At 71.6% G+C, this 22,855-nt stretch carries 22 protein-coding genes and 1 pseudogene; 12 read left to right on the forward strand and 11 right to left on the reverse strand.

Annotated elements, in window-relative coordinates; genetic code table 11:
- Positions 1 to 15: 15 nt before the first annotated feature.
- Together EPD83_RS09250 and EPD83_RS09255 are read right to left on the reverse strand one after the other, a co-directional pair.
- Complete coding sequence (locus tag EPD83_RS09250) at positions 16 to 330, reverse strand: helix-turn-helix domain-containing protein (protein WP_322095778.1); 315 nt, start codon at positions 328 to 330, stop codon at positions 16 to 18.
- 35 nt (positions 331 to 365) lie between these two features.
- The gene (locus EPD83_RS09255; protein WP_128365239.1) at positions 366 to 1,484 is read right to left on the reverse strand and encodes a tyrosine-type recombinase/integrase; all 1,119 of its coding nucleotides are present in this window, start codon (positions 1,482 to 1,484) and stop codon (positions 366 to 368) included.
- Positions 1,485 to 2,051: 567 nt separating this feature from the next.
- Here EPD83_RS09255 and EPD83_RS09260 point away from each other — a divergent pair.
- Genes EPD83_RS09260 through EPD83_RS09310 form a run of 11 tightly spaced genes read left to right on the forward strand, consistent with a single transcriptional unit; the run spans position 2,052 to position 12,865 of the window.
- Entirely contained in the window at positions 2,052 to 2,882 is an 831-nt protein-coding gene (locus tag EPD83_RS09260) for an IclR family transcriptional regulator (RefSeq protein ID WP_205859480.1), read from the forward strand.
- Entirely contained in the window at positions 2,879 to 3,355 is a 477-nt protein-coding gene (locus EPD83_RS09265; RefSeq protein WP_128365241.1) for a pyridoxamine 5'-phosphate oxidase family protein, read from the forward strand. Before EPD83_RS09260 ends, EPD83_RS09265 begins: the two co-directional genes overlap by 4 nt.
- Positions 3,356 to 3,362: 7 nt before the next feature.
- Positions 3,363 to 4,568 carry a M20 family metallopeptidase gene (locus tag EPD83_RS09270; RefSeq protein WP_164896071.1) on the forward strand — a complete coding sequence of 402 codons (1,206 nt, stop codon included), beginning with the start codon at positions 3,363 to 3,365 and terminating at the stop codon, positions 4,566 to 4,568.
- A complete protein-coding gene (locus tag EPD83_RS09275; protein WP_164896072.1) occupies positions 4,561 to 5,568 on the forward strand; it encodes an ABC transporter permease in 1,008 nt (335 codons plus the stop codon). The genes EPD83_RS09270 and EPD83_RS09275 overlap by 8 nt, the downstream gene beginning before the upstream one ends.
- Positions 5,565 to 6,764 (forward strand): substrate-binding domain-containing protein, encoded by a 1,200-nt coding sequence (locus EPD83_RS09280; protein ID WP_128365244.1) that lies wholly within the window; start codon positions 5,565 to 5,567, stop codon positions 6,762 to 6,764. The genes EPD83_RS09275 and EPD83_RS09280 overlap by 4 nt, the downstream gene beginning before the upstream one ends.
- Positions 6,765 to 6,793: 29 nt before the next feature.
- Positions 6,794 to 8,290 carry a sugar ABC transporter ATP-binding protein gene (locus tag EPD83_RS09285; protein WP_165566506.1) on the forward strand — a complete coding sequence of 499 codons (1,497 nt, stop codon included), beginning with the start codon at positions 6,794 to 6,796 and terminating at the stop codon, positions 8,288 to 8,290.
- Entirely contained in the window at positions 8,287 to 9,252 is a 966-nt protein-coding gene (locus EPD83_RS09290) for an ABC transporter permease (RefSeq protein ID WP_128365246.1), read from the forward strand. Before EPD83_RS09285 ends, EPD83_RS09290 begins: the two co-directional genes overlap by 4 nt.
- A 5-nt stretch (positions 9,253 to 9,257) precedes the next feature.
- Positions 9,258 to 10,148, forward strand: a complete 891-nt coding sequence (locus EPD83_RS09295; protein WP_128365247.1) for an amidohydrolase family protein — start codon at positions 9,258 to 9,260, stop codon at positions 10,146 to 10,148.
- Positions 10,148 to 11,293, forward strand: coding sequence for a pyridoxal phosphate-dependent aminotransferase (locus tag EPD83_RS09300; RefSeq protein WP_128365248.1), 1,146 nt, complete (start codon positions 10,148 to 10,150; stop codon positions 11,291 to 11,293). Before EPD83_RS09295 ends, EPD83_RS09300 begins: the two co-directional genes overlap by 1 nt.
- Complete coding sequence (locus tag EPD83_RS09305; RefSeq protein WP_128365249.1) at positions 11,290 to 11,931, forward strand: bifunctional 4-hydroxy-2-oxoglutarate aldolase/2-dehydro-3-deoxy-phosphogluconate aldolase; 642 nt, start codon at positions 11,290 to 11,292, stop codon at positions 11,929 to 11,931. Before EPD83_RS09300 ends, EPD83_RS09305 begins: the two co-directional genes overlap by 4 nt.
- On the forward strand, positions 11,924 to 12,865 hold the full coding sequence (locus EPD83_RS09310) for a sugar kinase (protein ID WP_128365250.1): 942 nt from the start codon (positions 11,924 to 11,926) through the stop codon (positions 12,863 to 12,865). The genes EPD83_RS09305 and EPD83_RS09310 overlap by 8 nt, the downstream gene beginning before the upstream one ends.
- A 102-nt stretch (positions 12,866 to 12,967) precedes the next feature.
- Here the strand turns inward: EPD83_RS09310 and EPD83_RS09315 are convergent, their stop codons facing one another.
- The 4 genes and pseudogenes from EPD83_RS09315 to EPD83_RS09335 form a co-directional block, all read right to left on the reverse strand.
- Positions 12,968 to 13,528, reverse strand: a complete 561-nt coding sequence (locus EPD83_RS09315) for a TetR/AcrR family transcriptional regulator (protein WP_128365251.1) — start codon at positions 13,526 to 13,528, stop codon at positions 12,968 to 12,970.
- Positions 13,529 to 13,578: 50 nt separating this feature from the next.
- Positions 13,579 to 14,075: pseudogene (locus EPD83_RS20965) on the reverse strand (FBP domain-containing protein).
- 196 nt (positions 14,076 to 14,271) lie between these two features.
- Positions 14,272 to 15,546 carry an Nramp family divalent metal transporter gene (locus EPD83_RS09330; protein ID WP_205859481.1) on the reverse strand — a complete coding sequence of 425 codons (1,275 nt, stop codon included), beginning with the start codon at positions 15,544 to 15,546 and terminating at the stop codon, positions 14,272 to 14,274.
- 117 nt (positions 15,547 to 15,663) lie between these two features.
- Positions 15,664 to 16,599, reverse strand: a complete 936-nt coding sequence (locus EPD83_RS09335; protein WP_128365254.1) for a dihydrodipicolinate synthase family protein — start codon at positions 16,597 to 16,599, stop codon at positions 15,664 to 15,666.
- Positions 16,600 to 16,688: 89 nt separating this feature from the next.
- Between EPD83_RS09335 and EPD83_RS09340 the strand changes: the two genes are divergently transcribed.
- Entirely contained in the window at positions 16,689 to 17,747 is a 1,059-nt protein-coding gene (locus EPD83_RS09340; protein WP_128365255.1) for a LacI family DNA-binding transcriptional regulator, read from the forward strand.
- 159 nt (positions 17,748 to 17,906) lie between these two features.
- On the opposite strand, the gene EPD83_RS09345 is transcribed toward EPD83_RS09340, so the two are convergent.
- From EPD83_RS09345 to EPD83_RS09365, 5 genes are read right to left on the reverse strand one after another with little or no spacing between them, the layout of a single operon-like run.
- Positions 17,907 to 18,899, reverse strand: a complete 993-nt coding sequence (locus EPD83_RS09345; RefSeq protein WP_128365256.1) for a transketolase family protein — start codon at positions 18,897 to 18,899, stop codon at positions 17,907 to 17,909.
- On the reverse strand, positions 18,896 to 19,777 hold the full coding sequence (locus EPD83_RS09350) for a transketolase (protein WP_128365257.1): 882 nt from the start codon (positions 19,775 to 19,777) through the stop codon (positions 18,896 to 18,898). Before EPD83_RS09350 ends, EPD83_RS09345 begins: the two co-directional genes overlap by 4 nt.
- Positions 19,771 to 20,244, reverse strand: a complete 474-nt coding sequence (locus EPD83_RS09355) for a ribose-5-phosphate isomerase (RefSeq protein ID WP_128365258.1) — start codon at positions 20,242 to 20,244, stop codon at positions 19,771 to 19,773. The genes EPD83_RS09350 and EPD83_RS09355 overlap by 7 nt, the downstream gene beginning before the upstream one ends.
- Before the next feature lie 23 nt (positions 20,245 to 20,267).
- Complete coding sequence (locus EPD83_RS09360) at positions 20,268 to 21,998, reverse strand: dihydroxyacetone kinase family protein (protein WP_128365259.1); 1,731 nt, start codon at positions 21,996 to 21,998, stop codon at positions 20,268 to 20,270.
- Positions 21,995 to 22,852 (reverse strand): sugar phosphate isomerase/epimerase family protein, encoded by an 858-nt coding sequence (locus EPD83_RS09365; protein ID WP_205859482.1) that lies wholly within the window; start codon positions 22,850 to 22,852, stop codon positions 21,995 to 21,997. The genes EPD83_RS09360 and EPD83_RS09365 overlap by 4 nt, the downstream gene beginning before the upstream one ends.
- Positions 22,853 to 22,855: the final 3 nt, after the last annotated feature.

The following is a 22,855-nucleotide window of genomic DNA, read 5'->3' on the forward strand; positions in this document are numbered from 1 at the left end:
CCGTTGACAACCTCGTCACCCGCCCGCGACGAAATCCCCTACCCATGACAGTTCTGTAGCGGGGCGCCTCGTAAACCCATCCGTAGTCACAGACCCCACGGTGGGGACGAGGACCAGGAGAGCGTCTACGTCAGTCGGGTCGACCCTGATGAGTCGTCCACTCCGGTACGCCGGCAACTCACCCGCGGCTATACGCCGGCGCAGAGTCTTGGTGCTCATACCGGTACGGACGGACGCCTGCCTCAGTGACTCGAACGATCGGTGCGGGTTGGGGTTCATGGCGATGTACCTCCTTGCTCCTAATGGCCGCTCGGAGCCGTGGGTGGACATTCCGAAGGCGCTTCGTCAGAAGATGAAGCAACCGGCTACTGCGCTTCAGCCATCCGGGAGAGGGCGGCCGCGATTTCGGCGTCCCGTCCTCGAGCCGCGTGTTGGTAGCGCAGCGCTGCTTGGGGGGTGGAGTGGCCGATGCGAGCCATGAGCTCGGCCAGGGTGGCGCCTGTCTGCGCTGCCAGCACGGCACCTGTGTGACGCAGGTCGTGGATCCGCAGGTCTGGCCGGCCTGCGGCTTCTCGCGCGCGGTACCAGTGGCGGTAGATGGTGTTCGGGTGCACCTGAACCCCCGCGTCGCCCACCGAGGGGAAGACCAAGGAGTCCTTCTCCGGGAGCACGAACCGATCGAGGTGCTGCTGGAGGACCGGGAGCAGGTGGGGCGGGACTGCGACGTCGCGGATCCCAGCGTGGCTCTTGGGAAGACCCACCGAGACCTGACCATCCACGCGGACCACGCCCCGCCGCACGCGTAAGACACTCGTTCTCATGTCAATGTCACCGCGACGGAGCTCGGACAGCTCTCCGAACCGAAGGCCGCACCACGCCCCCAACAGGACAAGGGCCTGGTACCGGTCTGGCATGCTCTCAACGACGATGCGGAGCTCGCTCAACGACGCCGGCTCGACTCGTCGAGTCGAGGCAGACGTTCCTGCACCCCGGATCCTGCAGGGGTTGGCGGCGATAACCTCGTCAGTCATGGCCGTAGAGAGGATCGCTCGCAGCAGCCCATACGCGTGCGCTCGCTGCGTGGGCTTGGCAGGGTCCAGGCCGGAGTGCCAGATGCGGACCGCCGTGGGGGTGATGTCCCGCATGGCGACATTGCCGAACGCGGGCAAGATGAAGCGGTCCAACTGCCGGCGATAGAGCAGTCGAGTGCGTGGCCTCACGTCCCGGTGACGTAACCATGCTTCGGCGTAGGGACCGAAGGTCTCCGAGGCACGCTGGACACGGGCCCTCCTCGCCTGCACAGGAGACCATTCGTCACGTTGCATCAGACGACGTTCGTCAACCAGCCACGCCTCGGCGTCCGCCTTGGTCTCGAACGTGGACGGCGCGCGGTGGATACCTTGATCCGGTCCCATGTAGTACGCCTGATAGCGCCGATTGGACCTTCGGCGGATGGTGCCGAAGTCGCGCTTGGGCCGAGCCATCCGTCGTCACCTGGCCGTCGCGCTTGGGCATAACTGGGGCATAACTGGAGGGTATGTGGGCCCTCAGGTGTCCACTTGGGTCGCAGCCGTCTGTGGATAACTTCGCAGGTCAGGGGCGCAACCGCAGGTCAGGGGCACAGGCGTGAAGTCCCACGTGAGGAATTCAAATCCTGTCACCCCGACCGCAGTGCTGAGGGCCCTGACCAGCAAGATCACTGGTCGGGGCCCTTCTGCATTCCCCCGCTCGGGAACAGCCGGCCCGTCCACCCCTCATCAACAGCGACGTGGTGTCGTCGGCCAGGAGGCCCACCACCCCGTGCTTCTCGGCATCCCGGTCAGTACATCCCTGGGTCTTCAGTCGCTGCCCACGCGACGCCTGCCTCATGGGCTCGAAGGGCCGGTCGCGCGAGCGTCATCCGCCGCACGTCGTGCCCTCGGAGCGGCCCTGATCAAGGGGCACGACGAGCTGCGGCCGCGACCAGTCCGGTCGGCTCACGGATGTAAACGCTGGATGACGACCTTGCGTACCTCTGGACATGAAGACCGGCTCCGCCCATTATGGACCGCATGTCCGAAACGAGAATGGACTTGTCGTCCATTTCTGGCTCGGCGAAGGGTCTCGCCAAGGGAATCGCGGTGGTCGACCTCCTCGCCTCGAGCCCCCGACCGCTCCGCCTCAGCTCCTTGGGCGAGATCCTCGGCCTCCCCCACGCGACCGTCGTCCGTCTCGTCGACGTCCTCGTACGGCTCGACGTCGTCCGCGTCGACGACCGAGGCGTCTACGGCTTGGGCCCGCGGGTCGCCGCATGGGGTCAGGCGTTCCTCGCCGAGCTCGACATCGCGCGGCTCGCGTTCGACCTCATGGAGGCCCTCGTCGCGGAGACGAACGAGACGTGCTTCCTCGGGGTACTGGACCGCGGCAGCGTCCTCTACGTGGCTGCCGTGAGCAGCCCTCAGCCGGTCCGTCCCGCGGCCACCGTCGGGTCCCGGAACCCGCTGCACTCCACCGGGATCGGGAAGTGCCTGTTGGCGTGGTCCAGCGAGGCCCGCCGGGACGAGCTCCTCAGCGACCCCCTGGAGGCACGGACCGCCAAGACGATCACGGACCGGGACGAGCTCACCCGAGAGCTGGAGCACTCCCTCGAACGCGGATACGTCATCGACGACATCGAGAACGAGGAGGGCGTGCGCTGCGTCGCGGCCCCGGTGTTCGACCACCTCGGTGAGGTCACCGCAGCGTTGTCGGTCTCCGCCCCGGCGTACCGCTTCAGCCGCGCCGACGTCGAGCGCTACGGACCCCGCGCCGTGGCGATCGCCCACGAGCTCTCTGCCCGGGCCGGGTTCCGAGGCAGCCCCAGCCACACGCCGACACCCGACACCGACCTGGAGGTCCGATGAGCGAGAACACCGACGAGAGCTGGCGCGGCACCGTGGGATCGCTGCGCAGCAGTGACCTCGATGCCTTCCTCGCCGAAGGGGTCATCGCGCGTCTGGCCTGTCTCGACGGCAACGGGTGGCCCTACGTCGTGCCCTGTTGGCACGAGTGGGACGGGGAGGCGTTCTGGGTCGTGGCCCGCAAGAAGTCGGCGTGGGCGGGATTCCTCGCCGCCGACGCTCGATGTGCGATCACCATCGACGAGGACGCCGGCCAGCGCAAGGTCGCTGCCCAGTGCTCGGCCGTCCTCGTCGAGGAGCCGAACGTCGGCGGTGACTGGGTGCCGATCGCGGAACGGATGTCCGTCAGGTACCTCGGCGAGAACGGCCCGAAGTACCTCGCGCCCACCCTGGACAAGCAGCGCTGGCTCTTCCGCCTGGAGCCCGTCTCGATGCAGACGTGGCAGGGCGTGGACTGGGCCGAGAAGTACAAGTAGGCCTGACGTGCGCGATGTCGTCGAGCTCGCCTGTGAGCTCATCCGGATTCCCAGCCCCGTCGTCGACGGGGACGAGGTCGATGTGGCCTCGTACCTGTCGCAGGTGTTCACCGAGTCGGGGATCCCTGCCGCGCGTCGCCTGGCGAAGGACCCGAGGCGCCCCAACCTGCTGACCTCCGTGGACTTCGGGTCGGGCGGAGCCCACCTGATCCTCTGTGGACACCTGGACACCAAGCCCGTCGGGGATGCCGTCTGGTCGGTCGACCCGTTCTCGGCCGAGGTGGTCCGGGACCGCCTCTACGGACTCGGGTCGGGAGACATGAAGGCCGCCCTGGCGGCCATGGTGGTGGCTGTCGAGCGCCTGCTGGCCGACCCCCCGGCCGCCGGCAGGGTCAGCCTGCTGTTCACCGCCGACGAGGAGAACGGTGCGGTCTACGGCTCGCAGTTCCTCGCTGACGAGCTCTCCCTCGACGCCGACGCGATGGTCATCGGCGAACCCGGGGGCATCCACGCCGACTTCGACCGCCTCCACGTCGCGAGTCGGGGTCTGGGCCGGTTCGACGTGACCGCCCGGGCCCGGCAAGGCCACTCGAGCCTGTCCGCCCTGCTGGGTGCGCGCAATGCCGGGGCCGACGTGGCTGGCGCCGTCAGCCGCCTCCACGGGGCCGTCCTGGAGCCGCCGCCCCGGCCCGACGGCGTCGACGAGTGGGCCGTCACGGTCAATGCCGGGCTGGCCTACCGCGGCGGGTGGGGCTACGGAGTACTCCCGGACCACATGACCAGCCTCGTCGAGGTCCGTTCGCTCCCCGGCATGACGAGCGAGAGCGTGCAGCGGCAGCTGGACTCGCTCCTCGTCGGCGCTGTCGAGGGAGCCGACCTCCGGATCACCCCCGATGCTTCGGGTGCCCACTGGATCGACGCCACCGCGGTCGCCCCGGCCGGCGGGCCACTGGTCCGTTCGGCGGAATCGGCGTGTTCGACCGTGTTCGACAGCTCCCCTCCACTGACGGTCTTCCCGGGCACCACGGACGCGAGCTGGTTGGCCGGCCTCGGGATCCCGTGCCTTCCGGCACTGGGCCCCGGTCTTCTCGCTCGCGCCCACGGTCCCGATGAGTGGGTTTCGGTGGCCGCCGTCCGCAGCACCGTCGACCTCTACGAACACCTGGCCAGGACCTTCCTCGCTGCCGACCCGGTCGGGGGGACCCATGACTGACGCGCCCACGACCACGACCACGACCACGACCAGTCGCCTGTCACGGCTGTCGAGCGTGCTCGCACCGATGGCCGGCCTGGCGACCGTTCTGCTCCTCGCAGCCGTCACGACCCCCCAGCTGTACACGCCGGAGGTCATGCGGCTGGTGCTCTTCCAGATCGGGATCATCGGGATCGCCGCCCTCGGGCAGACGCTCGTCCTGCTCACCGGCGGCATCGACCTCTCGATCAGCGGCGCCATCGCGCTCACCTCGGTGGTCCTGGCGGTGACGACGAACGGGTCGGACGACCGACTGGTGACCGCGCTCGTGTTGTCGGTCGTCGCCGGACTCACCGTCGGGCTCGTCAACGGCGCGTTGGTCGTCCTGCGGGGGGTGCCGCCGTTCGTGGCGACGTTCGCCTCCTTCGTCCTCATCCAGGGCGTCATCATCGCCTGGACCGGTGGCGCCCCCTCGGGACGCATCCCTGACGGCCTGTCCTGGCTGGGGTCGGGCCGGCTGTTCGACGTCATCCCGGTGCCCGTCCTGGTCTTCGGCGTTCTCGCCGTCGTCGTCGGGGTGGTGCTCGAACGCAGCACCGCAGGCCGACGCCTGTACGCCACCGGCCTCAACCGTGACGCCGCCCGGTTGTCGGGCGTCCGGACGGGGCTCGTCATCGGCTCCTGCTACGTCGCCTCGAGCCTCCTGGGCGTCGTCGCTGGACTGGTCAACGCGAGCTTCACCGGGTACGTCGACGCCGCCCTCGTGCGCAGTCTGAACCTGGACTCCATCGCCGCGGCGGTCATCGGGGGTATCGCGCTCACCGGGGGACGTGGACGCATCGGGAACACCCTCATCGGTGTCGTGTTGCTCGCGGTGCTCCTCACGTGGCTCATCCAGCTCGGCGCCGGGGGCGGCGCCCAGCTCATCGTCTCGGGCGCGGTCATCGTGCTCGCGGTCTTCATGCAGGGCCGACGTCTCCGGATCCCCGGAACCACCGCAGGAAAGAAGGGTCAGCAATGACGAACATCGCGTTCTCCAGGCGAGGGCACAGCCGCACCATCGCCACCTGTCTCGGCGTCGCGGCACTCGTCGCCGTCGCCGGGTGCAGCACCGAGCAGGAGGGTTCGGCCCCCCAGGCGTCCGCCGAGGACTGCCTCAACGCCGACGAGGCGCAGGCGGCCTACCAGTCGTCCTGGTCCTCGGTCGCCGAGGCGTTCGAGCTCGAGGACTTCCAGCCAACCGACGAGCAGGTGTGCCAGGTGGACACGGCCACGTGGAAGGCAGAGCCCAAGCAGGGTGACTCCTACCGGGTGGCCTTCGCCGCCCAGGGCCCCACGAACTCGTGGGGGGTACTGAGCGACGAGGCACTGAGGTACCACGCCGACGAGCTCGGTGTCGACGTCCTCTACGCCGCGGCGAACGGCGACGCGACGACCCAGGTCGACAACATCCAGCAGCTCGCGAGCCAGAACCCGGACGCGATGGTCGTCGTCCCGATGGGTGACGGGATCTCCGGCCAGGTCAAGGCCGCCGTGGACCAGGGCATCCCCGTCGTCCTGTGTTCGGGCGTCCTGCCGTCCTCGAGTGGTGCGGTCTCCACCGTGACCCGCCAGTACGACCTCCTCGGGTCCGCCTACGCCGAGTGGATCGCGAAGAAGCTCGACGGCAAGGGCAAGGTCGCCATCCTCTCCGGCCTGGCCGGCGTGCCGACGGCCGAGTACCAGAAGGCCGCCGCGGAGACGACTTTCGAGAAGTACCCGGACATCGAGGTCGTCACGACGCAGTACACCGAGTGGTCCCCGACCGTCGCGAAGACGGTGGCCCAGAACCTCATCGCCAGCTACCCGGATCTCGACGCCATCTGGTCGGACTCGGGCTACGGCGCGCTCGGAGTCGCCCAGGCGTACGAGGAGGCGGGCAAGCCCGTGCCGCCGATCACCGGTGACGCGATCAACGACTTCATCCTCGCCACGGACGGCAAGGACGTGCAGTACGCGCTCTCCACCTTCCCCCCGGAGATGTCGAGCACCTGCCTCGACACCGCGCTCGGCCTGGTCAAGGGTGAGCCCGTTCTCGACAAGGTCTACATCGACTCGCCGAGCTTCACGGACGCCGACGGCGCCACGTACGCCCGGAAGGACTGTGACGGCGGGCTCCTCGTGCCGTCGAGCGCTCCGGAGCCGCTGCTCACCGAGCTCAAGATGTGCAAGGCCTGAACGAACGTCGACGTGAGGAACGCATGACCGTGTCGCAGCGGACCGCGCTCGGCGCCCGGGAAGTGACCAAGTCCTTCCCGGGCGTCCGGGCCCTCGACAACGTCTCCTTCGCCTGCCGGCCGGGGCGGGTCCATGCCCTGCTGGGGGAGAACGGCGCCGGGAAGTCCACGCTCGTCCGCATCCTGACCGGGGACCAGAGCCCCGACACCGGAACGGTCGTCGTCGACGATGTGGAGGTCGCTCTCGGCTCACCCCGCGAGGCACTGGCCCACGGTGTCGTGCCGGTGTACCAGGAGCTCACCGTGCTACCGGAGATGACCGTCCTGGACAACGTCATGCTGGGGCAGGAGGTCCGGCGCCGGCGATGGCTGGACTCCCGCCGGCAGCTGGACGTGGTCCGTGAGGCCCTGGAGAGGGTGTCCCTCGGCGAGGTGTCCCCGACGACCCTCGCCGGGGACCTGTCACTGGCCAACCAGCAGCTCGTCGAGATCGCCCGGGCCGTGGTGCGCCGGAGCCCGGTGCTCATCCTCGACGAGCCGTCGGCCGTCCTGTCCGGGGACAAGCTGGAGGCGTTGCACGACGTCGTCCGCACGATCGCGGCCTCCGGCACCGCCGTCGTCTACATCACCCACCTCCTCGAGGAGGTCCACGAGCTGGCCGACGACGTCACGATCCTGCGTGACGGAGCCGTGGTCTCGACCGGCCCGGTGGCGAAGTACGACACCGACCGGATCGTCCGCGAGATGGTCGGACGCCAGGTCGAGCAGGTCTTCCCCGACCCCCCCGACCACGGCGCGGCCGTCATGCTGCGGGTCTCGTCACTTGTGCCCCGCGGCTCCGACGCCGCCCCTGTCGACCTGGACGTGCGGGCCGGGGAGATCGTCGGCCTCGCCGGGCTCGTCGGGTCCGGGAGATCCCGGTTCCTGCGCACCCTCGCGGGCGCCCGCAAACGTGCCACCGGCACCGTGGAGCTGGACGGGGACACGGTCAAGGCCTCGATCAACGCGACGATCGACGCGGGCGTCGTCCTCGTCCCCGAGGAACGCAAGCGCGATGGTCTCGTGCTCGACCTCACTGTCAGCGACAACACGACCCTGACCTCCCTCGGCGCGGTCAGCACCTGGGGCCTGCTGCGGACACAGCGGGAGGAGAACGCCTTCGCCGAGGAGCGCGAGCGCCTCGACATCAAGACGGCCGGGCCCCGGCAGTTGACCCGGCAGCTCAGCGGGGGCAACCAGCAGAAGATCGTCATCGCCAAGTGGCTGCAGGTCTCGCCGCGGGTGCTGCTCCTCGACGAGCCGACGAGAGGGGTGGACATCGGGGCCAAGAACGAGATCTACCGGATCATCCGGGAGCTCGCCGCGGAAGGGATGGCCATCGTCATCGCCTCGAGCGAGCTGGCCGAGGTGGTCGGCCTCGCCCACCGCGTCCTGGTCTTCCGGGACGGAGCGGTCGTCGGAGAGGTCGGCCGGAACACCGAGAGTTCGGAGAAGATCATGCACCTCGCGCTGGGAACGGCCTCGTGAGCGCGGCCACCGTGGCCCGCCCGGGCCCGAGCCTCTCCTCCCTCGTGCGCGGCGGGGGTGCCGTCTGGGTCGTCGTCGCCGTCATGGTGGTGTGGCTGAGCGCGGTGCGCGGGGGCGGCTTCTGGAGCACCGGGAACCTCGCCGCCCTCCTGTCCGGCGCGGTCGTGCTCGGACTGGTCGCTCTGGGTCAGCACATCGTCGTCCTCACCGGCGGGATCGACCTGTCCGTGGGGTCGATGGTCACCCTGACCTCACTGCTCACGGCCGTCCTCATCAACGGCTACCCGATCCGCACCGTCCCCGTGGTCGTGGCGATCGTCCTCATCGGGGCACTCATGGGCGGGATCAACGGTTCCCTGGTCAGCATCGCCGGCCTGCCGCCGTTCATCGTGACGCTGGGGATGCTGTACCTCGTCAGTGGTGTCGCCCTCACCGTCAGTCCGACCCCGGACGGCCGGGTCACCTCGGCCCTCACCGGCTTCGCGACGTCGACCTTCGGGCCCGTCCCCGCCCCCTTCCTCGTGCTGCTGGCGTCCGTCGTCGTCATCTGGGCCCTGCTCACCCGGACCGCCTGGGGCCGGCACGTGTTCGCCGTGGGCGGTGACCAGCACGCCGCCCGCGCGGTGGGCATCGGGACCACCAGCGTGCTCATGCGCGCCTACGTCGTGTCGGGGACACTGGCCGGTCTCGCGGGTGTCCTCCTCGCCGCCCGCACCGCCATCGGCTCTCCGACGGCGGGCACCGGCCTGGAGCTCTCCGCCATCACCGCCGTCGTCATCGGGGGCACCTCGCTCCTGGGTGGGCGTGGGTCCCTGCTCGGGACGATGGGCGGGGTGGCGCTCCTGTCGCTCATCACGAACTCGATCACGTTGCTCCAGTTCCCTTCGACCCTGACCGACCTCATCCGGGGCCTCATCATCATCGCCGCGGTCGCCGTGTTCGTCGTCAAGCGGAAGGAGTGACGGTGATGCGGATCGACGCCCACGTCCACCTGTTCGACCGCACGGAGCACTCCCCGCGCGCCGTCGACGACCTCGCGCCCGCGGACCGCGAGGCCACCATGGACAGCCTGCGCGAGCGGCTGGCCTCGGCGGGGCTCGACGGCGCCGTGCTCGTACCGCTGGGGACCGAGGACGACACGGTGCGCACGGCCCTGGCCTCGCTGCCGACGTCCTTCGCCGCCGTCGCGGTCGCCTCGCCGGCCGACCAGGGACGCGCGGGCGGCGACCCCGTGGCGGGGCTGCGGGCGCGCCGGGACGGGTTCCCCTTCCGAGCCCTGCGGACGATGTGGCTGGGGGACCCGGGGCGTCCCCTCTCGGAGTCGCCGATGCTCCCGGTCCTGACGTGGCTGGCGGCCGAGGGTCTGGTCCTGTGGAGCTATCTCCCGCCGGACCAGGTCTCGCTGCTCGACCAGGTGGGGGACCTCGTCCCGGAGCTGCCGGTGGTGCTCAACCACCTCGGGCTCGCCCCGTACGACATGCGCGTCGACGACCACCGCCGGCCCCGCTTCGCTCAGGGATTCCCCGAGCCGGAGGTCGAACGTGTGCTCCGGCTGGCACGGCATCCCCACGTCCACCTCATGTTCTCGGGTCACTACGCGCTCTCGGCGACCGAGCACCCGTACGCCGACCTCCGCCCCGCCGGCAGGCGTCTGGTGGCCGAGTTCGGCGCCGAGCGCACGCTCTGGGGATCGGACTGGCCCTGGATCGACGAGGTCCCGGGGTACCGGCAGACCCTGGCCGTGCTCGGGACCGCGCTGCCGGAGCTGTCCGACGAGGATCGTGACCAGATCCTCGGGGGCACCGCCTGCCGCCTCCTGGGCATCCCCACCACCGACCGAGAGGGACACGAAGACTGATGCCTGCCGTCACCCCCAACGCGGACCGGATGCCCCGATCCGGGATCCGTCGCGTCATGGACGCTGCCTGGGCGTCCGGGAAGCCGTTCATCGGCATGCACGTGGGCGAACCGGACTTCTCGCCGCCCGACCACGTCGTCGCGGAAGCGGAACGCGCCTACCGGGACGGCGACACCCACTACGTCCCGAACGGCGGCGTGCCCGAGCTGAGGCAGGCGCTCGCCGCGAAGCTGCTCGAGCAGAACGGCGTCACCGCCGCGCCCTCCGAGATCATCGTGACGGCCGGAGGGGCGCAGGCCCTCCACCTGGCGCTGTCCCTCACCGTGGCGGCCGGGGACGAGGTGCTCATCCCGGACCCGGGCTGGCCGAACTACCGGATGGCCGTCGGCCTGCTCCAGGGCGAGCCCGTGGGGTACCCCCTGCGGGCCGAGGACGACTTCGTGCCGCGGCTGGAGGAGCTGGAGGGGCTCGTGACGCCCCAGACCAAGGTCATCGTGGTCAACAGTCCCTCGAACCCGTTGGGCACCGTCCTGTCGGCCGACGTCCTCGAAGGGCTCGTCCGCCTCGCCGAGCGGCACGGGCTCTGGCTGGTGTCCGACGAGTGCTATGACGCGCTGACCTACGGAGTCCCGCACGTCTCCCCCGCGACGTTCGACCACTCGGGAGTCGTCCTCTCGGCGTTCTCCTTCTCCAAGACCTATGCGATGACGGGAGTCCGGGTCGGCTATCTCGTCTGCCCACCGAGCGCGGCAGCGGTCGCGGCGAAGCTGCAGGAACCGATGATCGCCTGCGTCAACGCGCCGGCCCAGCGGGCCGCGGTCGCTGCCCTCACCGGTCCTCAGGACCGCGTGCGCATGATGCGGGACTCCTACGACGAGCGCCGTCGCCTGGCGACCGACATGCTCGAGGCCCAGGGTCTCCCCTTCGTGCCACCCAGAGGGGCCTTCTACGTGTGGGTCGACGTCAGCGAGCTCAGCGGTGGCGACGTCGAGGCCTGGGCGGTGAGACTTCTCGAGGAGCACCTGGTGGCCGTCGCCCCGGGGACGGCGTTCGGACACGGTGGCGAGGGATGGGTCCGCCTGTCGCTGGCCACGTCGACGGGGGACATCGAGCAAGGCATCGAGCGGATCGGGAGGATGCGATGAGCGAGCCGGAGACGGTGTCCGCCCTCGGACGGCTGGCGGCGAGCCCCGTCATCGCGATCCTGCGGGGTGGGGATCTCGGAGCGACCCGCGCTGCCGGACACGTTCTCGTCGAGCACGGGGTCCGCTGGCTCGAGGTGACGACGAACTCCCCGGGGTGGGTGCAGGCCGTCGCCGACCTCGCCGACACGGGGGCGGAGGTCGGTGCGGGGACGGTCCGTACCGCCCGGCAGGCACACGAGGCGGTGGCCGCCGGAGCGCGCTTCCTCGTCTGCCCCGACACGTTTCCCGAGGTGGGCGAGGCAGCGCAGTCGCTCGGTGTCCCGTGGTTCCCGGGGGCCGCGACAGCCACCGAGATCGCCCACGCGCACCGGCTCGGCGCGACGGCGGTCAAGATCTTCCCCGCGGCCCAGTGCGGCGGACCGGCCTTCCTCAAGGCGGTGGCAGCGCCGCTGGACGACATCCCACTCGTCCCGACGGGCGGAATCGCCCTCGACGACATCGACGCCTACCTGGCCGCGGGGGCCGTCGCCGTCGGCCTGGGCTCCCCCCTGCTCGGGGACTCACTGACCGGTGGGTCCCTCGACGATCTCGCCACCCGGACCGTGACGGCCATGACGGAGGCGGGACTTCGTGGTTGACGTCGTCACGGTGGGGGAGGCGATGGGACGGCTGTCCTCCCAGGGGATCGGACCGCTCCGGCACTCCGCGGCCCTGGACCTCGGAACCGCCGGCGCCGAGTCCAACACGGCGATCGGGCTCGCGCGCCTCGGCGTCCCGGTGCAGTGGGTGGGCCGGGTCGGGGACGACGAGTTCGGCCGGCTGGTCATCAGCACGCTGCGCGGAGAGGGCGTACAGGTGCACGCGTCCGTGGACTCCTCCGCCCGGACCGGACTGCTGGTGCGTGAGCGACGGACCGCCGCGGTCACCCGCGTCAGCTACTACCGGGACGGCAGCGCGGGGTCGCGTCTGGTTCCCGCGGATCTCGACGAGGACGCGATCAGGGGGGCCGAGGTGCTGCACCTGACCGGTATCACACCGGCCCTCAGCCCGACCACCCATGCCACCGTCACGGCGGCCGTCGAAATCGCCACGTCGGCGGGGGTGGCGGTGTCGTTCGACGTCAACTACCGCTCCACGCTCTGGGACCCGATCTGCGCCGCCGAGGCGATACGACCTCTGGTCGCCTCCGTGGACCTGCTCTTCGCCGGGCTGTCCGAGGCGCGCCTCCTTGTCGGTGAGCACGTCGCGGACGAGGATCTGGCCGCCGCGGTCCAAGCCCTCGGGCCGAGCCATGTCGTGCTGAAGCACGGGCGTCTCGGCGCGTCCTCGCGGGTCGACGGTGACGCCTTCACGTCCGGGACGTTCGTGGTCACCGAGGTGGACCCGATCGGTGCCGGGGACGCGTTCGCCGCCGGGTACCTCTCCGAATGGCTCGCCGGGGCGGATCCAGCGGCGATGCTCGACACGGCCGCCCGGTGCGGAGCCCTCGTCGTCAGCGTTGACGGTGACTGGGAGGGCCAGCCCACGCGGTCCGAGCTCACCCTGCTGGACGCCGACGACGTCCACCGGTGATTCTGGCCCCCGAGGAGAACACGCCGCACGGTCCGCGGCGCCGGACACCGGGCGGTGGGTCCGACGGGCCGGCGGGGGGGCGGGGGCGGTGGTCCTCCCGGTTCATCCGGAGGGGCGGGTGGACCCAGGCGGCCAGGCGCGCAGGATCGCGTCCAGCGTGTCGACGACCCGGACCCAGGACTCCTCGGGGGGCGGGTCGCTGTGGTCGAACGAGCCGGCCGCCTCGAGGTCCACGACCCCGTGGACCAGGCCACTCATCACCCTGATCGCGTGCACCGCCTCCGCGGGGTCGGTGATGTCGTAGCCGCGCAGGACCGCGCGCAGGAGGTCGGACTGGCGGGGGCCGGCGCTGTCGGCCGCGGTCCGGGTGTCGAGTCGGGTGCGTGACGCGGCGTAGCGGCCGGGGTGGGCGATCGCGTACGCGCGCAGGGTCTCGGCCAGGGCCTGCACCGCGTCCCGGCCGGCGCGACCCGCCAGTGCCGCGCCGAGCTCCTCGGCGATCTCGGCGAGGGCCGTCAGCGCCACCCGCTCGCGGAGGTCCTGCTCGCCGGCGACGTGGGCGTAGAGGCTGGGCGCCCGCACCCCGAGCTCGCGGGCCACCGCCGCCATCGTCATCGCCGCCGGCCCCGACCTGTCGGCGAGGTCCGCCGCGGCACGTGTCACCACGTCGGTGCTGAGCCGGCCCCGTGGCGGGCCACCGGCCCCGTCCGTCCTCACGACAGCGCCCGCCCGACGAACGCCAGCACGTTGCGCCGCAGGCGGGCGAGGCGCTCGTCCACCGACAGGGTCTCCTTGAAGAAGCTCACACCCGGCGGCTTCAGGACGCCGCGGGCGTGTCCCGAGCACTCCAGTGCCGCGCACATCTCCGCTCCGACGGTGTTCCCCTGCCGTCCCGCCGTCCCGGCCCGTGGCGCGACCATGAGCGCGACTCCTGACCGACGTGCGTCGTGGCGCAGAGGGCGCACATCCGTGCCCGCCGCGTGCCGCCGACGCCCGACGAACGCCTCACCTGGACCCCGACCAGGCCGTGCTCGGGGGTGGGCACGACGAGGTAGCCGACCAGCGGGGACCGCGGGTCGAGCCAGGACAGGTGTCCCAGGTCCTCCCACGGCTGCGTGTCGAAGTCGGGTGGAAGTCCCATCCGTCGGATCTCCCCCCTCGTGGCGTTGACGACGCTGCCGCGGATCTCCCGCTCGCCGAGGACGTTCATCCGACCAGTGTGCGATCACCTACGGAAATTAGCCAAATTGGTAATAACCGTAGTCCAGGTCCGGACGTCGTCCACCCCGCCGAACGGCCTCTGCGGTGCTCGGCACCTCCACCCCGACGTGGCTGGAGAGCCGGGACCGACCGACGGAAGCGGTGGGTCCCGGCCCTCGCCTCCACGTGGGAGGAGGCTCCCCCACTCAGCCGAGCAGGCTGGTGACGAGCCGGACCGACGTCGCGAGGATGGCGACGAAGCCGATCGCACCCACGACGTTCTGCCACGGACGGTTGCGCAGGTCGCCCATGAGGTCGCGGCGGTTGGCCATGACGAGGATGAGCAGACCGAGCACGGGCGCGACGAGCACGGTGAGCGACTGGGCGACGACGATGAGCTGCACCGGCGACCCCTGGAACGCCAGCGCCACGGCGAGGCCGAACCCGAGGATGCTCGCCGTGAAGGCCTTGGCCGTCCGCGATCCCGACGACGGGCCTCGACCCAAGGCGTCGGAGAGCATCGTGCCGCCGGCCGTGGCGTTGGCGACCATCGAGGAGAACGCGGCGCCGGAGAGGCCGAGGGCGAAGAGCAGGGCGCCGGCCGAGCCGGCGAGCGGCTCGAACACCTTCGCCAGGGCGACGATGGTGGCGGCCTTCTCGCCGCTCGCGCCGAGCACGGCGGCGGCCACGACGATGACGAGCGCGGTCATGATGCCGGGCGCGACGATGCCGGGCACGGTGTCGACCGTCGTCACGTCGCGGTAGTCCGCCGCGGTCCGGCGCCGCTCGCGGGTGCAGTAGGCCGTGTAGAACGCCGCGTTGATGGAGAAGTTCGTCCCGACGAGGGCGACGACGAGGACCGTGCTGCCCTCGGGCAGGACGGGCACGAGCCCGTACGCCGCCTCGGCCCAGTCGGGGCGGGAGATGACGGCGCTCGCGACGAACCCGATGGCCATGAGCGCCACGACGGCGACGAGCACCCGCTCGATGACGGAGTACACGTTGCGGGCGAGGAGGACGAAGGCCACGGCGACCGTGACGACCACCGACCAGAAGATGGGCTTGCCGCCGAAGACGAGGGAGAGTCCGAGACCGGACCCGACCGCGTTGCCGACCGAGAACATCAGGGTGATGAAGAAGACGCCGAAGCCCGCGACCCAGCCGACGGGACGGCCCAGGTGCTCCTTGATCGAGGTGATGAGCGAGACCGGTGCCTGGATGCCCAGGCGGACGCTCATGTCGGTGTAGCTGATCATCAGGACCGTCGAGACGACGATGACCCAGACGAGGGTGTACGCGTACGTGCTGCCGGCCTGGACGGCGGTCGTGAGGTTGCCGGGGCCGAACTGCCACGCACCGACGACGAAGGCCGGGCCGACCAGGGCCAGCAGCTGCCAGAGCGTGCGGCGGGGGCGGGCGCCGGTCGAGGGACCGGGGCCGGGTACCCGGTCGGTGGTGGTGCTGGAGCCGTGCTCGCGCATTGCGAGTCCTTCCTCTGGCGGCAGCGCCGCCGGTCGTCGTTGACCGTGATGAGTGGCCACCGGCGCGAGGACTCCAGTCTCTCGCGCCGGCGGCGGTTCGGGCCGGGCCCGGAGGAGTCAGGCGTCGACGGTGGCGCGCGCCAGGCCGGCGCTGGAGAGCGCGGCGGCGATCTCCGCGCCGGCGCCGTCGGCCAGCGGCAGGAGGGGCGAGCGCACGGTCGCGTGCTCGAGGATCCCTCGGGCGACGAGGCCCTCCTTCAGAGCCACCGTGCCCTCCATGTGCGACCCGCGGTGGTAGACCTGCTTGGTCACCGGGAGCAGGCGGTCGTGGATCGCGCGCGCCGCACGGTAGTCCCCGGCCCGGCCCGCAGCGATGAGCTCGACGAGAGGCTCGGGGGTCAGACCGCCGTAGCCGACGAGCGCGCCGTCGACGTCGAACATCGTGTGCAGCAGGTACTCGTCGTGGCAGGTCAGGATCTGCAGGTCGGGGAAAGCGGAGCGCAGCGCCGGGATCTCGGTGTCCCAGCGGCGCATGTTCCGCACACCGTTCTTCGTCGCGAAGACCCCCTCCTGGCCCGCGATGTCGAGCTGGGTCTCGAGGTCGTAGGTGGCCTGGGTCGCGTCCGGGTACTGGAAGAGGATGAGGGGCAGGCCGCTCGTCTCGTAGATCTCCCGGTAGCGCGCCTGGGGCGCCCCCGCCTGGTACCCGAAGCGCAGCCAGCCGTGCGAGGGGTAGACCAAGCCTGCCGCGGCGCCGTTCTCGACCGCCCGGGACGCCTCGAGTGCGGCGACCGTGCTGCCCTCGCCGGTGATCCCCGCGATGATCGGCAGGCGGTCCTGGACGGCCTCGCGGAAGGCGCGGATGGTGAGCGCGTGCTCGTCCTGGGTGAGGAAGGTGCCCTCCCCGGCGTGGCCGAGGACGACGAGGCCCTTGACCCCGTCGACGGAGGCGAGCCATCCGCCGAGCCTGTGGATGGCGTCCACGTCGACGGATCCGTCGCGCGTGAACGGGGTGACGGGAGCGGGGACGAGCCCGCGGAGGTCGAGAGTCATGGTGACCCTTCCATGGCGGTGGGAACGTTAGTGGGAACGGTTGCAAGAACGTTTGCAAGGATGGCCTGCCCACCCGGTACTGTCAAGGCATGTGGACCGACTCGTCCGGCACGCGGCCCACGGGGTCCGCCGAGGACCCTCCGACGCGGGGAACGGTGACGCTGCGAGACGTGGCCGGTGCGGCAGGTGTCAGCGTCTCGACCGTGAGCCGGGTCCTGGACGACCGGGCACCCCGCTCACGCTCGGCCACCGCCGTCCGCGTGCGGGAGGTGGCCGACCGGCTCGGCTACCGCCGCAACACCTTCGCGTCCGGGCTGCGCCGGGGTACCACGGGAACCATCGGGGTCGTCGTCCCTCGGCTCACCGACGCCGTGATGGCCATGGTCTACGAGGCCCTGGAACGGGCCGCCCGCGCCCGGGGCCACTTCGCCATCGTCACGACCAGCGGGGACGAGCCCGAGGGCGAGCAGGAGGCCGTCGACACCCTCCTCGGACGGAACGTCGACGGGCTCGTGCTGGCCTCGGTGCGGCTCGGCGACGAGCTGCCGGGACGGCTGCGGGCGGCCGGCGTGCCGCACGCGCTCGTCATCCGGACCGACGGCACCAGCCCGTCGTCGGTCGGGGACGACGAGGTCGGCGGCTACCTCGCGGTCCGCCACCTGCTCGACCTGGGACACGAGCGGATCGCCCTGGTCACAGGGCCGATGTTCGCCTCGAGCGCACGCGGCCGGCTCGACGGTGCCCGCCGGGCACTCGACGAGGCCGGCGTGGACATCCCGCAGGACTGGGTGGTGGGCGAGGGCTACCGGACCGAGCACGGGATCGCGGCCGCCGAGTCGCTGCTCACCGGCTCCGAGGCGCCCACGGCGGTCTTCGCCGCGAACGACAACCTGGCCCTCGGGGTCCTCGCGGTGGCGCACCGGCGCGGCCTCCGGCTCGGCCGCGACCTCGCCCTGGTGGGCTACAACGACACCCCCGTCGTCGCCACCCTGTCCGTGCCGATCACCTCCGTCCGGGTGCCCTTCGACCAGATCGCCACGACGGCGATGGAGCTGCTGCTGACCCCGGACGCCCCGGACCCGGTGCGGCGTGCACTCCCGACCCTCATCCCCCGGGCCTCGAGCGGACGGCCCCTCCGGAACGCCTGACCTCTCTGCCCGCGACGAGCCCGTCGTCGGCGGACCGGTCCTCGCCGCCAGGACGTGAGCGCGACGAGCAGTCGGGGTCGAGCACGGTTTGCTGGTCGCAGTGGGCTGCCGACCGGTCCGGCGAACGCGAGCGCCGTCGGCCCCGGGCCGGCGCGCGCCCTACCCCCGGCCCAGCTCGGTGAGGACCCGCGTCACGACCGCGTCGGTCGACAGCCCGTACCGGTCGTGCAGCGTCGGGAGGGCGCCTGCGTCGAGGAACTCGTCCGGCAGCGCGACCGGACGCAGGGGCACCGACACCCCTCGCCGGACCATGGCCGACGCGACCGTCTCGAACAGGCCCCCGACGACGGAGTGGTTCTCCAGCGTCAGCGGGAGCCGGGGACCGTCGATCTCCCGCAGGACCGTCTCCTCGTCGAACGGCTTGAGCGTCGCGCAGTGCACGACCGACACGTCGACGTGGTGCTCCGACAGTCGTTCCGCGGCCAGCAGCGCCCGCATGGTCATCAGGCCCGAGCTGACGAGCACGACGTCGTTCCCCGGCCTGACGACGGCCGCGCGGCCGATCTCGAACCGGTAGTCGTACCGGTCCAGGACGCGCGGGACCGCGCCGCGCAGCAACCTCAGGTACGCGGGCCCCGGTGCCGCCGCGAGCGCCGGGACCGCCTGCTCGACGTCCACCGCGTCCGCGGGGTCGACGATGACCAGGCCGGGGATCCCCCGCAGGATGGCGACGTCCTCCGTCGCCTGGTGCGAGGGTCCGTACCCGGTCGTGAGTCCCGGAAGTCCGCCGACGATGGTGACGTTCAGCTGCGGTTCGGCGATGTCGAGCGCGATGAAGTCGTAGGCACGGCGCGTCGCGAAGACCGAGTACGTGGACGCGAACGGGACCAGGCCGGTCGTCGCCATGCCCGCGGCGACGGTCATCAGCGCCTGCTCGGCCATGCCGACCTGCACGAAGCGTGAGGGGTGCGCCGCGGCGAAGACGTGCATGTCCGTGTACTTGCCGAGGTCCGCGGTCAGGCCCACGACGCGCTCGTCCCGCTCGGCCAGCTCGGCGAGTGCGTGCCCGAACGGCGCCTGCGTCGTGGGGACACCGTCGTCGGCGATGGACGCGATCATGGCGGCGGACCGCTGGGGCGTCGAGGCGCTCATCGCCGTCCTCCCTCGTGCTGCTCGGTGAGCTGTCGCATGCACCGAGGCCACTCGTCCTCGGCGATCTTCATGAAATGCAGCTTCTCCCGACTCTCGAGCATGGGGACGCCGGCGCCGAGGCGGGTGTCGCACAGCACGATCTGCGGGACCCCCACGGGCGTCATCCGCGACGCCGCGAGCCCGACGACGTCGACGAGCGCCCCGACGTCGTTGCCGTCCACGCGTGTGGCCCGCCATCCGAACGACTCCCACCGCGCCACCTGGTCGTCGACGTCGAGGACCTCGCGGGTCGGGCCGTCGGCCTGCATGCCGTTCATGTCGACGAAGGCGAGCAGGTCGCCGGTCCGGTGCGACGACGCGGCCATGGCGGCCTCCCACGTCGACCCCTCGTCGAGCTCACCGTCGCTGAAGAGGACGACGGTCCGGCTCGGACGAGCCTGGAGCCGCTGGCCGAGGGCCGTACCGACGGCGAGACCGAGACCGTGGCCGAGGGACCCGCCCGAGATCTCGACGCCCGGGGTGTACGTCGACATCGCCGACATCGGTAGGCGGGAGCCGTCCGCGGCATACGTCCTCAGCTCCTCCACCGGGATGGTGCCGGCCTCGGCGAGTGCCGAGTAGAGCAGCAGGGCGTAGTGCCCCGTCGAGAGCAGGAAGCGGTCCCTGTCCGGCCAGTCCGGGTCCTGCGGACGCAGGCGCAACAGGTGCGTGTAGGCGACCGCGAGGATGTCGGCGGCCCCCAGGCCCTGCGCGACGTACCCCTCCCCCTGCGCCTCGCCCTGGACGAGGACACCCATCCGGATCCGGTGGGCCGCCTCACGGCAGGCGGCGACGGCCGTGTCCCTCGTCCGCGTCGTCGGCGTCCTGGACGTCAGCACGACGCACGCTCCTCGTCGTAGCCGTCGATGGCAGCGACCTTCTCGGCGCTGGGTGAGGACGGGTCGTAGACGTACCCGAGCCACTCACGCACCAGGCGGCGCGCGAGCTCCACCCCGATGACCCGCTGCCCGAGACACAGCACCTGCGCGTCGTTGCTGAGCACCGAGCGTTCCACGGAGAAGCTGTCGTGCGCCGTCACCGCCCGCACCCCGGAGACCTTGTTGGCGCTGATGGCGACGCCGAGCCCGGTGCCGCACACGAGGAGCGCCCGGTCGGCGTCCCCCGTGGCGATGCGGCGGGCGGCCTCCACCGCCACGTGCGGGTAGGCGGTGTGCTGGTCCGACCCGACGCCGACGTCGACCACCTCACGGACCCGCGGGTCCTCCTCCAGGTCCCGCTTGAGCGTCTCCTTGTAGTCGAGGCCGGCGTCGTCGGAGCCGACGACGATCCGCCAGGTGTCGGTCATGGTGTCCGTCCTTCCGAGAGGGGTCATCGTCCGGCCGCGGAGTCGTCCGCGACGGCGTGGGTCAGGGTTCGCGCGCAGAGCACGAGCGAGACCGCCCCGGGATCGGGAGTCCCGACACTGCGCTCGGCGAGGGGACGTGCACGCCCCACCTGCGGTCGGAGCCCGGCGGTCGCGCGCGCGGCCTCGTCGGCGCGGGTACAGGCGTCCCGCCAGGCGTCGAGCGCCCGCCTCTGCCCGGCGAGGCCGTCCTCGAAGGCGTCGGCGAGCGGGACGAGGGCGTCGAGCATCGTCTTGTCCCCGACGTCCGCGCCGCCGAGCTCACGGAGCCGGTCGACGCCCGCGCGCACCGCCTGCGCGAGCACGCGCCCGTCGACCGTGCGGTCGTCCCCCAGCACCGACCCTCCTGCCTCCAGGGCGGCACCCCAGAGGACACCGGAGGTCCCTCCGGCCTGCGCGGCCCAGGCCCGTCCGGCCAGGGCGAGGAGCGTCGACACCCCGGCTCCCCGGTCCACCGCCGAGTGCGCCGCCGCGCAGGCCGCGGTGACACCCTTGACCATGCCGCGGCCGTGGTCGCCGTCCCCGGCGACCGAGTCCAGCCGGCCGAGGTCCCCCTCGGCCTCGACGAGCGCCTCGCGCATGCGGTCGAGCACCCGGGTCGCCACGACCGCGACGTCCCGGGACCCCGCGGAGGAGGCGGGGATCTCCGGCGCCAGGTCCTGCGCGCTGACGGTCCCGCGCCGCGGGCCGACGACCGGCCTCGCTGGGCCCTTGCGGTACGCGGGCGTGTCCGCCGCCGCCGTCCACCGCGGTTCGAGCTCGTCGTCGAGGAACACGAGGGTGAGCGAGATCCCGGCCATGTCCAGGCTCGTCACGAGCTCGCCGACCTCGGGTTCGACGATCGTCCAGCCCCGCTCGCGGAGGAGGCGGGCCGCGGTGCGCCACACGACGAACAGCTCCTCGTACTTCGTCGCACCCAGCCCGTTGAGGATGGCACCGACCCGTCGGGTCGAGTCCTCCGGTGCCTCCGCGAGGACACGGTCGACGAGCATGGCGGCGAGCACCTGCGCCCGCGGCAGCTCCTCGGTGGCGATCCCCGGCTCGCCGTGGATCCCCAGCCCGACGCCCATGGTCCCGGGCTCGACCGTGAAGAGCGGCTCGTGCGCACCGGGCATCGTGCAGCCGGCGAGGCCCACACCCATGGTGCGCGTGCGGTCGTTGGCGTGCCGTGCCAGCCGCTCGACCTCGTCGAGCGAGAGCCCTTCCTCGGCCGCGGCGCCCGCGACCTTGAAGACGACGAGGTCCCCGGCGATGCCGCGCCGCTTCGCCACGTCGTGCGGTGGCGCGCTGGCGACGTCGTCCGTGACGTAGAGCGTCCGGGTCTCGTACCCCTCGCGGACCAGCCGGTCACGTGCGAGGTCGAAGTTCATGACGTCACCTGCGTAGTTGCCGGTGACGAACAGGAGGCCGGCGTCGGACAGCGCCGCCTTGCCCACGTGGTAGGCGTCCTCCGTCGACGGGCTCGTGAAGATGTTGCCGACGACGGCGCCGTCGGCCAGGCCCGGACCGACGACCCCGCAGAACGCCGGGTAGTGCCCGGACCCGCCGCCGACGACCACGGCCACCTTGCCCGGAGCAGTGTCGGTGGCGCGGACCACGCCTCCGGGGACCCCGACCACCCGTCCGGAGTGGACGTCGAGGAAGCCCTCCAGCATGTCGTCCGCGAAGGTGGCCGGGTCGTCGTACAGGTGCGTCATGTCGTGCTCCTCGTCGGGGACAAGTCGTCGTTCGCCGTCAGCAGGTCCAGCACGAGCGCCCGGCTGCGGGCCGCGTCCGCAGGCCGGTCCTCCTCCGCCACGTCGTGCGTCTCGAGCTCGAGCACGTACCCCCCGGAGTAGCCGGCCTGCTCGAGGGCGCCGAGGGTCCCGGCGAAGTCGACCCGCCCGCGACCGATCCCGCGGTTCAGGTCGCCGGGCACGGCGTCCCGCAGATGCACCCTCTCGACCCGCGGAGCCACCGCGCGGGCCCACGCGACCTCGTCCTCGTCGGACGCGACGACGTGGCTCACGTCGTAGACGAGCCCGAAGACGTCGGGGCCGATGCTGTCCAGCACGCGGTCGGCACGCTCCACGGTGTGCACGAACCGGCGATGGTGCAGGACCTCGACGAGCAGGCGGACCCCGTGCGCCTCGGCCCGCGCCGCCAGGGCGTGCAGACGGGTGGCGATGAGGTCGAGGTCGCTCCCGACGTCCATGAACGGCTCGTAGCGCGCAGCCCCGCAGGGGACCACGAGTGCCCCGCCCGTGCCCGCGGCGAGCCTCAGCAGCGGCTCCGCCGTCGCCAGCAGGTCCCCGGTGCGTCGTCCGGGGTCGTTGAGGTCACCGATGTCGGAGTTCACCGAGCCGACGCTCAGCCCGTGCTCGGCGACGAGGTCCACGACGGCCTCGACCGAGCCGTCGAACGGCACGGGGACGTGGTCGGTCACCGCCGGGATCGCACCCAGGTCGATGTCGACGACGCCCAGGGACGCGATGAGGCCGAGGGCCTCCGGCAGCGGCCGGAAGCGGAAGGAGATCGTGGACATCCCGATCCGGTCGGCAGTCGTGCTCACCGT

Source organism: Phycicoccus flavus (genome assembly GCF_004025965.2).
GTDB lineage: Bacteria > Actinomycetota > Actinomycetes > Actinomycetales > Dermatophilaceae > Phycicoccus > Phycicoccus flavus.

Excerpts from the sequence above, each read along its gene's own strand:
- EPD83_RS09340 (WP_128365255.1), top strand. The coding sequence starts at position 16,689 with ATGTGGACCGACTCGTCCGGCACGCGGCCCACGGGGTCCGCCGAGGAC.
- EPD83_RS09275 (WP_164896072.1), top strand. The coding sequence starts at position 4,561 with ATGACTGACGCGCCCACGACCACGACCACGACCACGACCAGTCGCCTG.
- EPD83_RS09335 (WP_128365254.1), bottom strand. The coding sequence starts at position 16,599 with ATGACTCTCGACCTCCGCGGGCTCGTCCCCGCTCCCGTCACCCCGTTC.
- EPD83_RS09355 (WP_128365258.1), bottom strand. The coding sequence starts at position 20,244 with ATGACCGACACCTGGCGGATCGTCGTCGGCTCCGACGACGCCGGCCTC.
- EPD83_RS09360 (WP_128365259.1), bottom strand. The coding sequence starts at position 21,998 with ATGACGCACCTGTACGACGACCCGGCCACCTTCGCGGACGACATGCTG.
- EPD83_RS09255 (WP_128365239.1), bottom strand. The coding sequence starts at position 1,484 with ATGGCTCGGCCCAAGCGCGACTTCGGCACCATCCGCCGAAGGTCCAAT.
- EPD83_RS09250 (WP_322095778.1), bottom strand. The coding sequence starts at position 330 with ATGTCCACCCACGGCTCCGAGCGGCCATTAGGAGCAAGGAGGTACATC.
- EPD83_RS09280 (WP_128365244.1), top strand. The coding sequence starts at position 5,565 with ATGACGAACATCGCGTTCTCCAGGCGAGGGCACAGCCGCACCATCGCC.
- EPD83_RS09300 (WP_128365248.1), top strand. The coding sequence starts at position 10,148 with ATGCCTGCCGTCACCCCCAACGCGGACCGGATGCCCCGATCCGGGATC.
- EPD83_RS09295 (WP_128365247.1), top strand. The coding sequence starts at position 9,258 with ATGCGGATCGACGCCCACGTCCACCTGTTCGACCGCACGGAGCACTCC.
- EPD83_RS09265 (WP_128365241.1), top strand. The coding sequence starts at position 2,879 with ATGAGCGAGAACACCGACGAGAGCTGGCGCGGCACCGTGGGATCGCTG.
- EPD83_RS09330 (WP_205859481.1), bottom strand. The coding sequence starts at position 15,546 with ATGCGCGAGCACGGCTCCAGCACCACCACCGACCGGGTACCCGGCCCC.
- EPD83_RS09305 (WP_128365249.1), top strand. The coding sequence starts at position 11,290 with ATGAGCGAGCCGGAGACGGTGTCCGCCCTCGGACGGCTGGCGGCGAGC.
- EPD83_RS09260 (WP_205859480.1), top strand. The coding sequence starts at position 2,052 with ATGTCCGAAACGAGAATGGACTTGTCGTCCATTTCTGGCTCGGCGAAG.
- EPD83_RS09345 (WP_128365256.1), bottom strand. The coding sequence starts at position 18,899 with ATGAGCGCCTCGACGCCCCAGCGGTCCGCCGCCATGATCGCGTCCATC.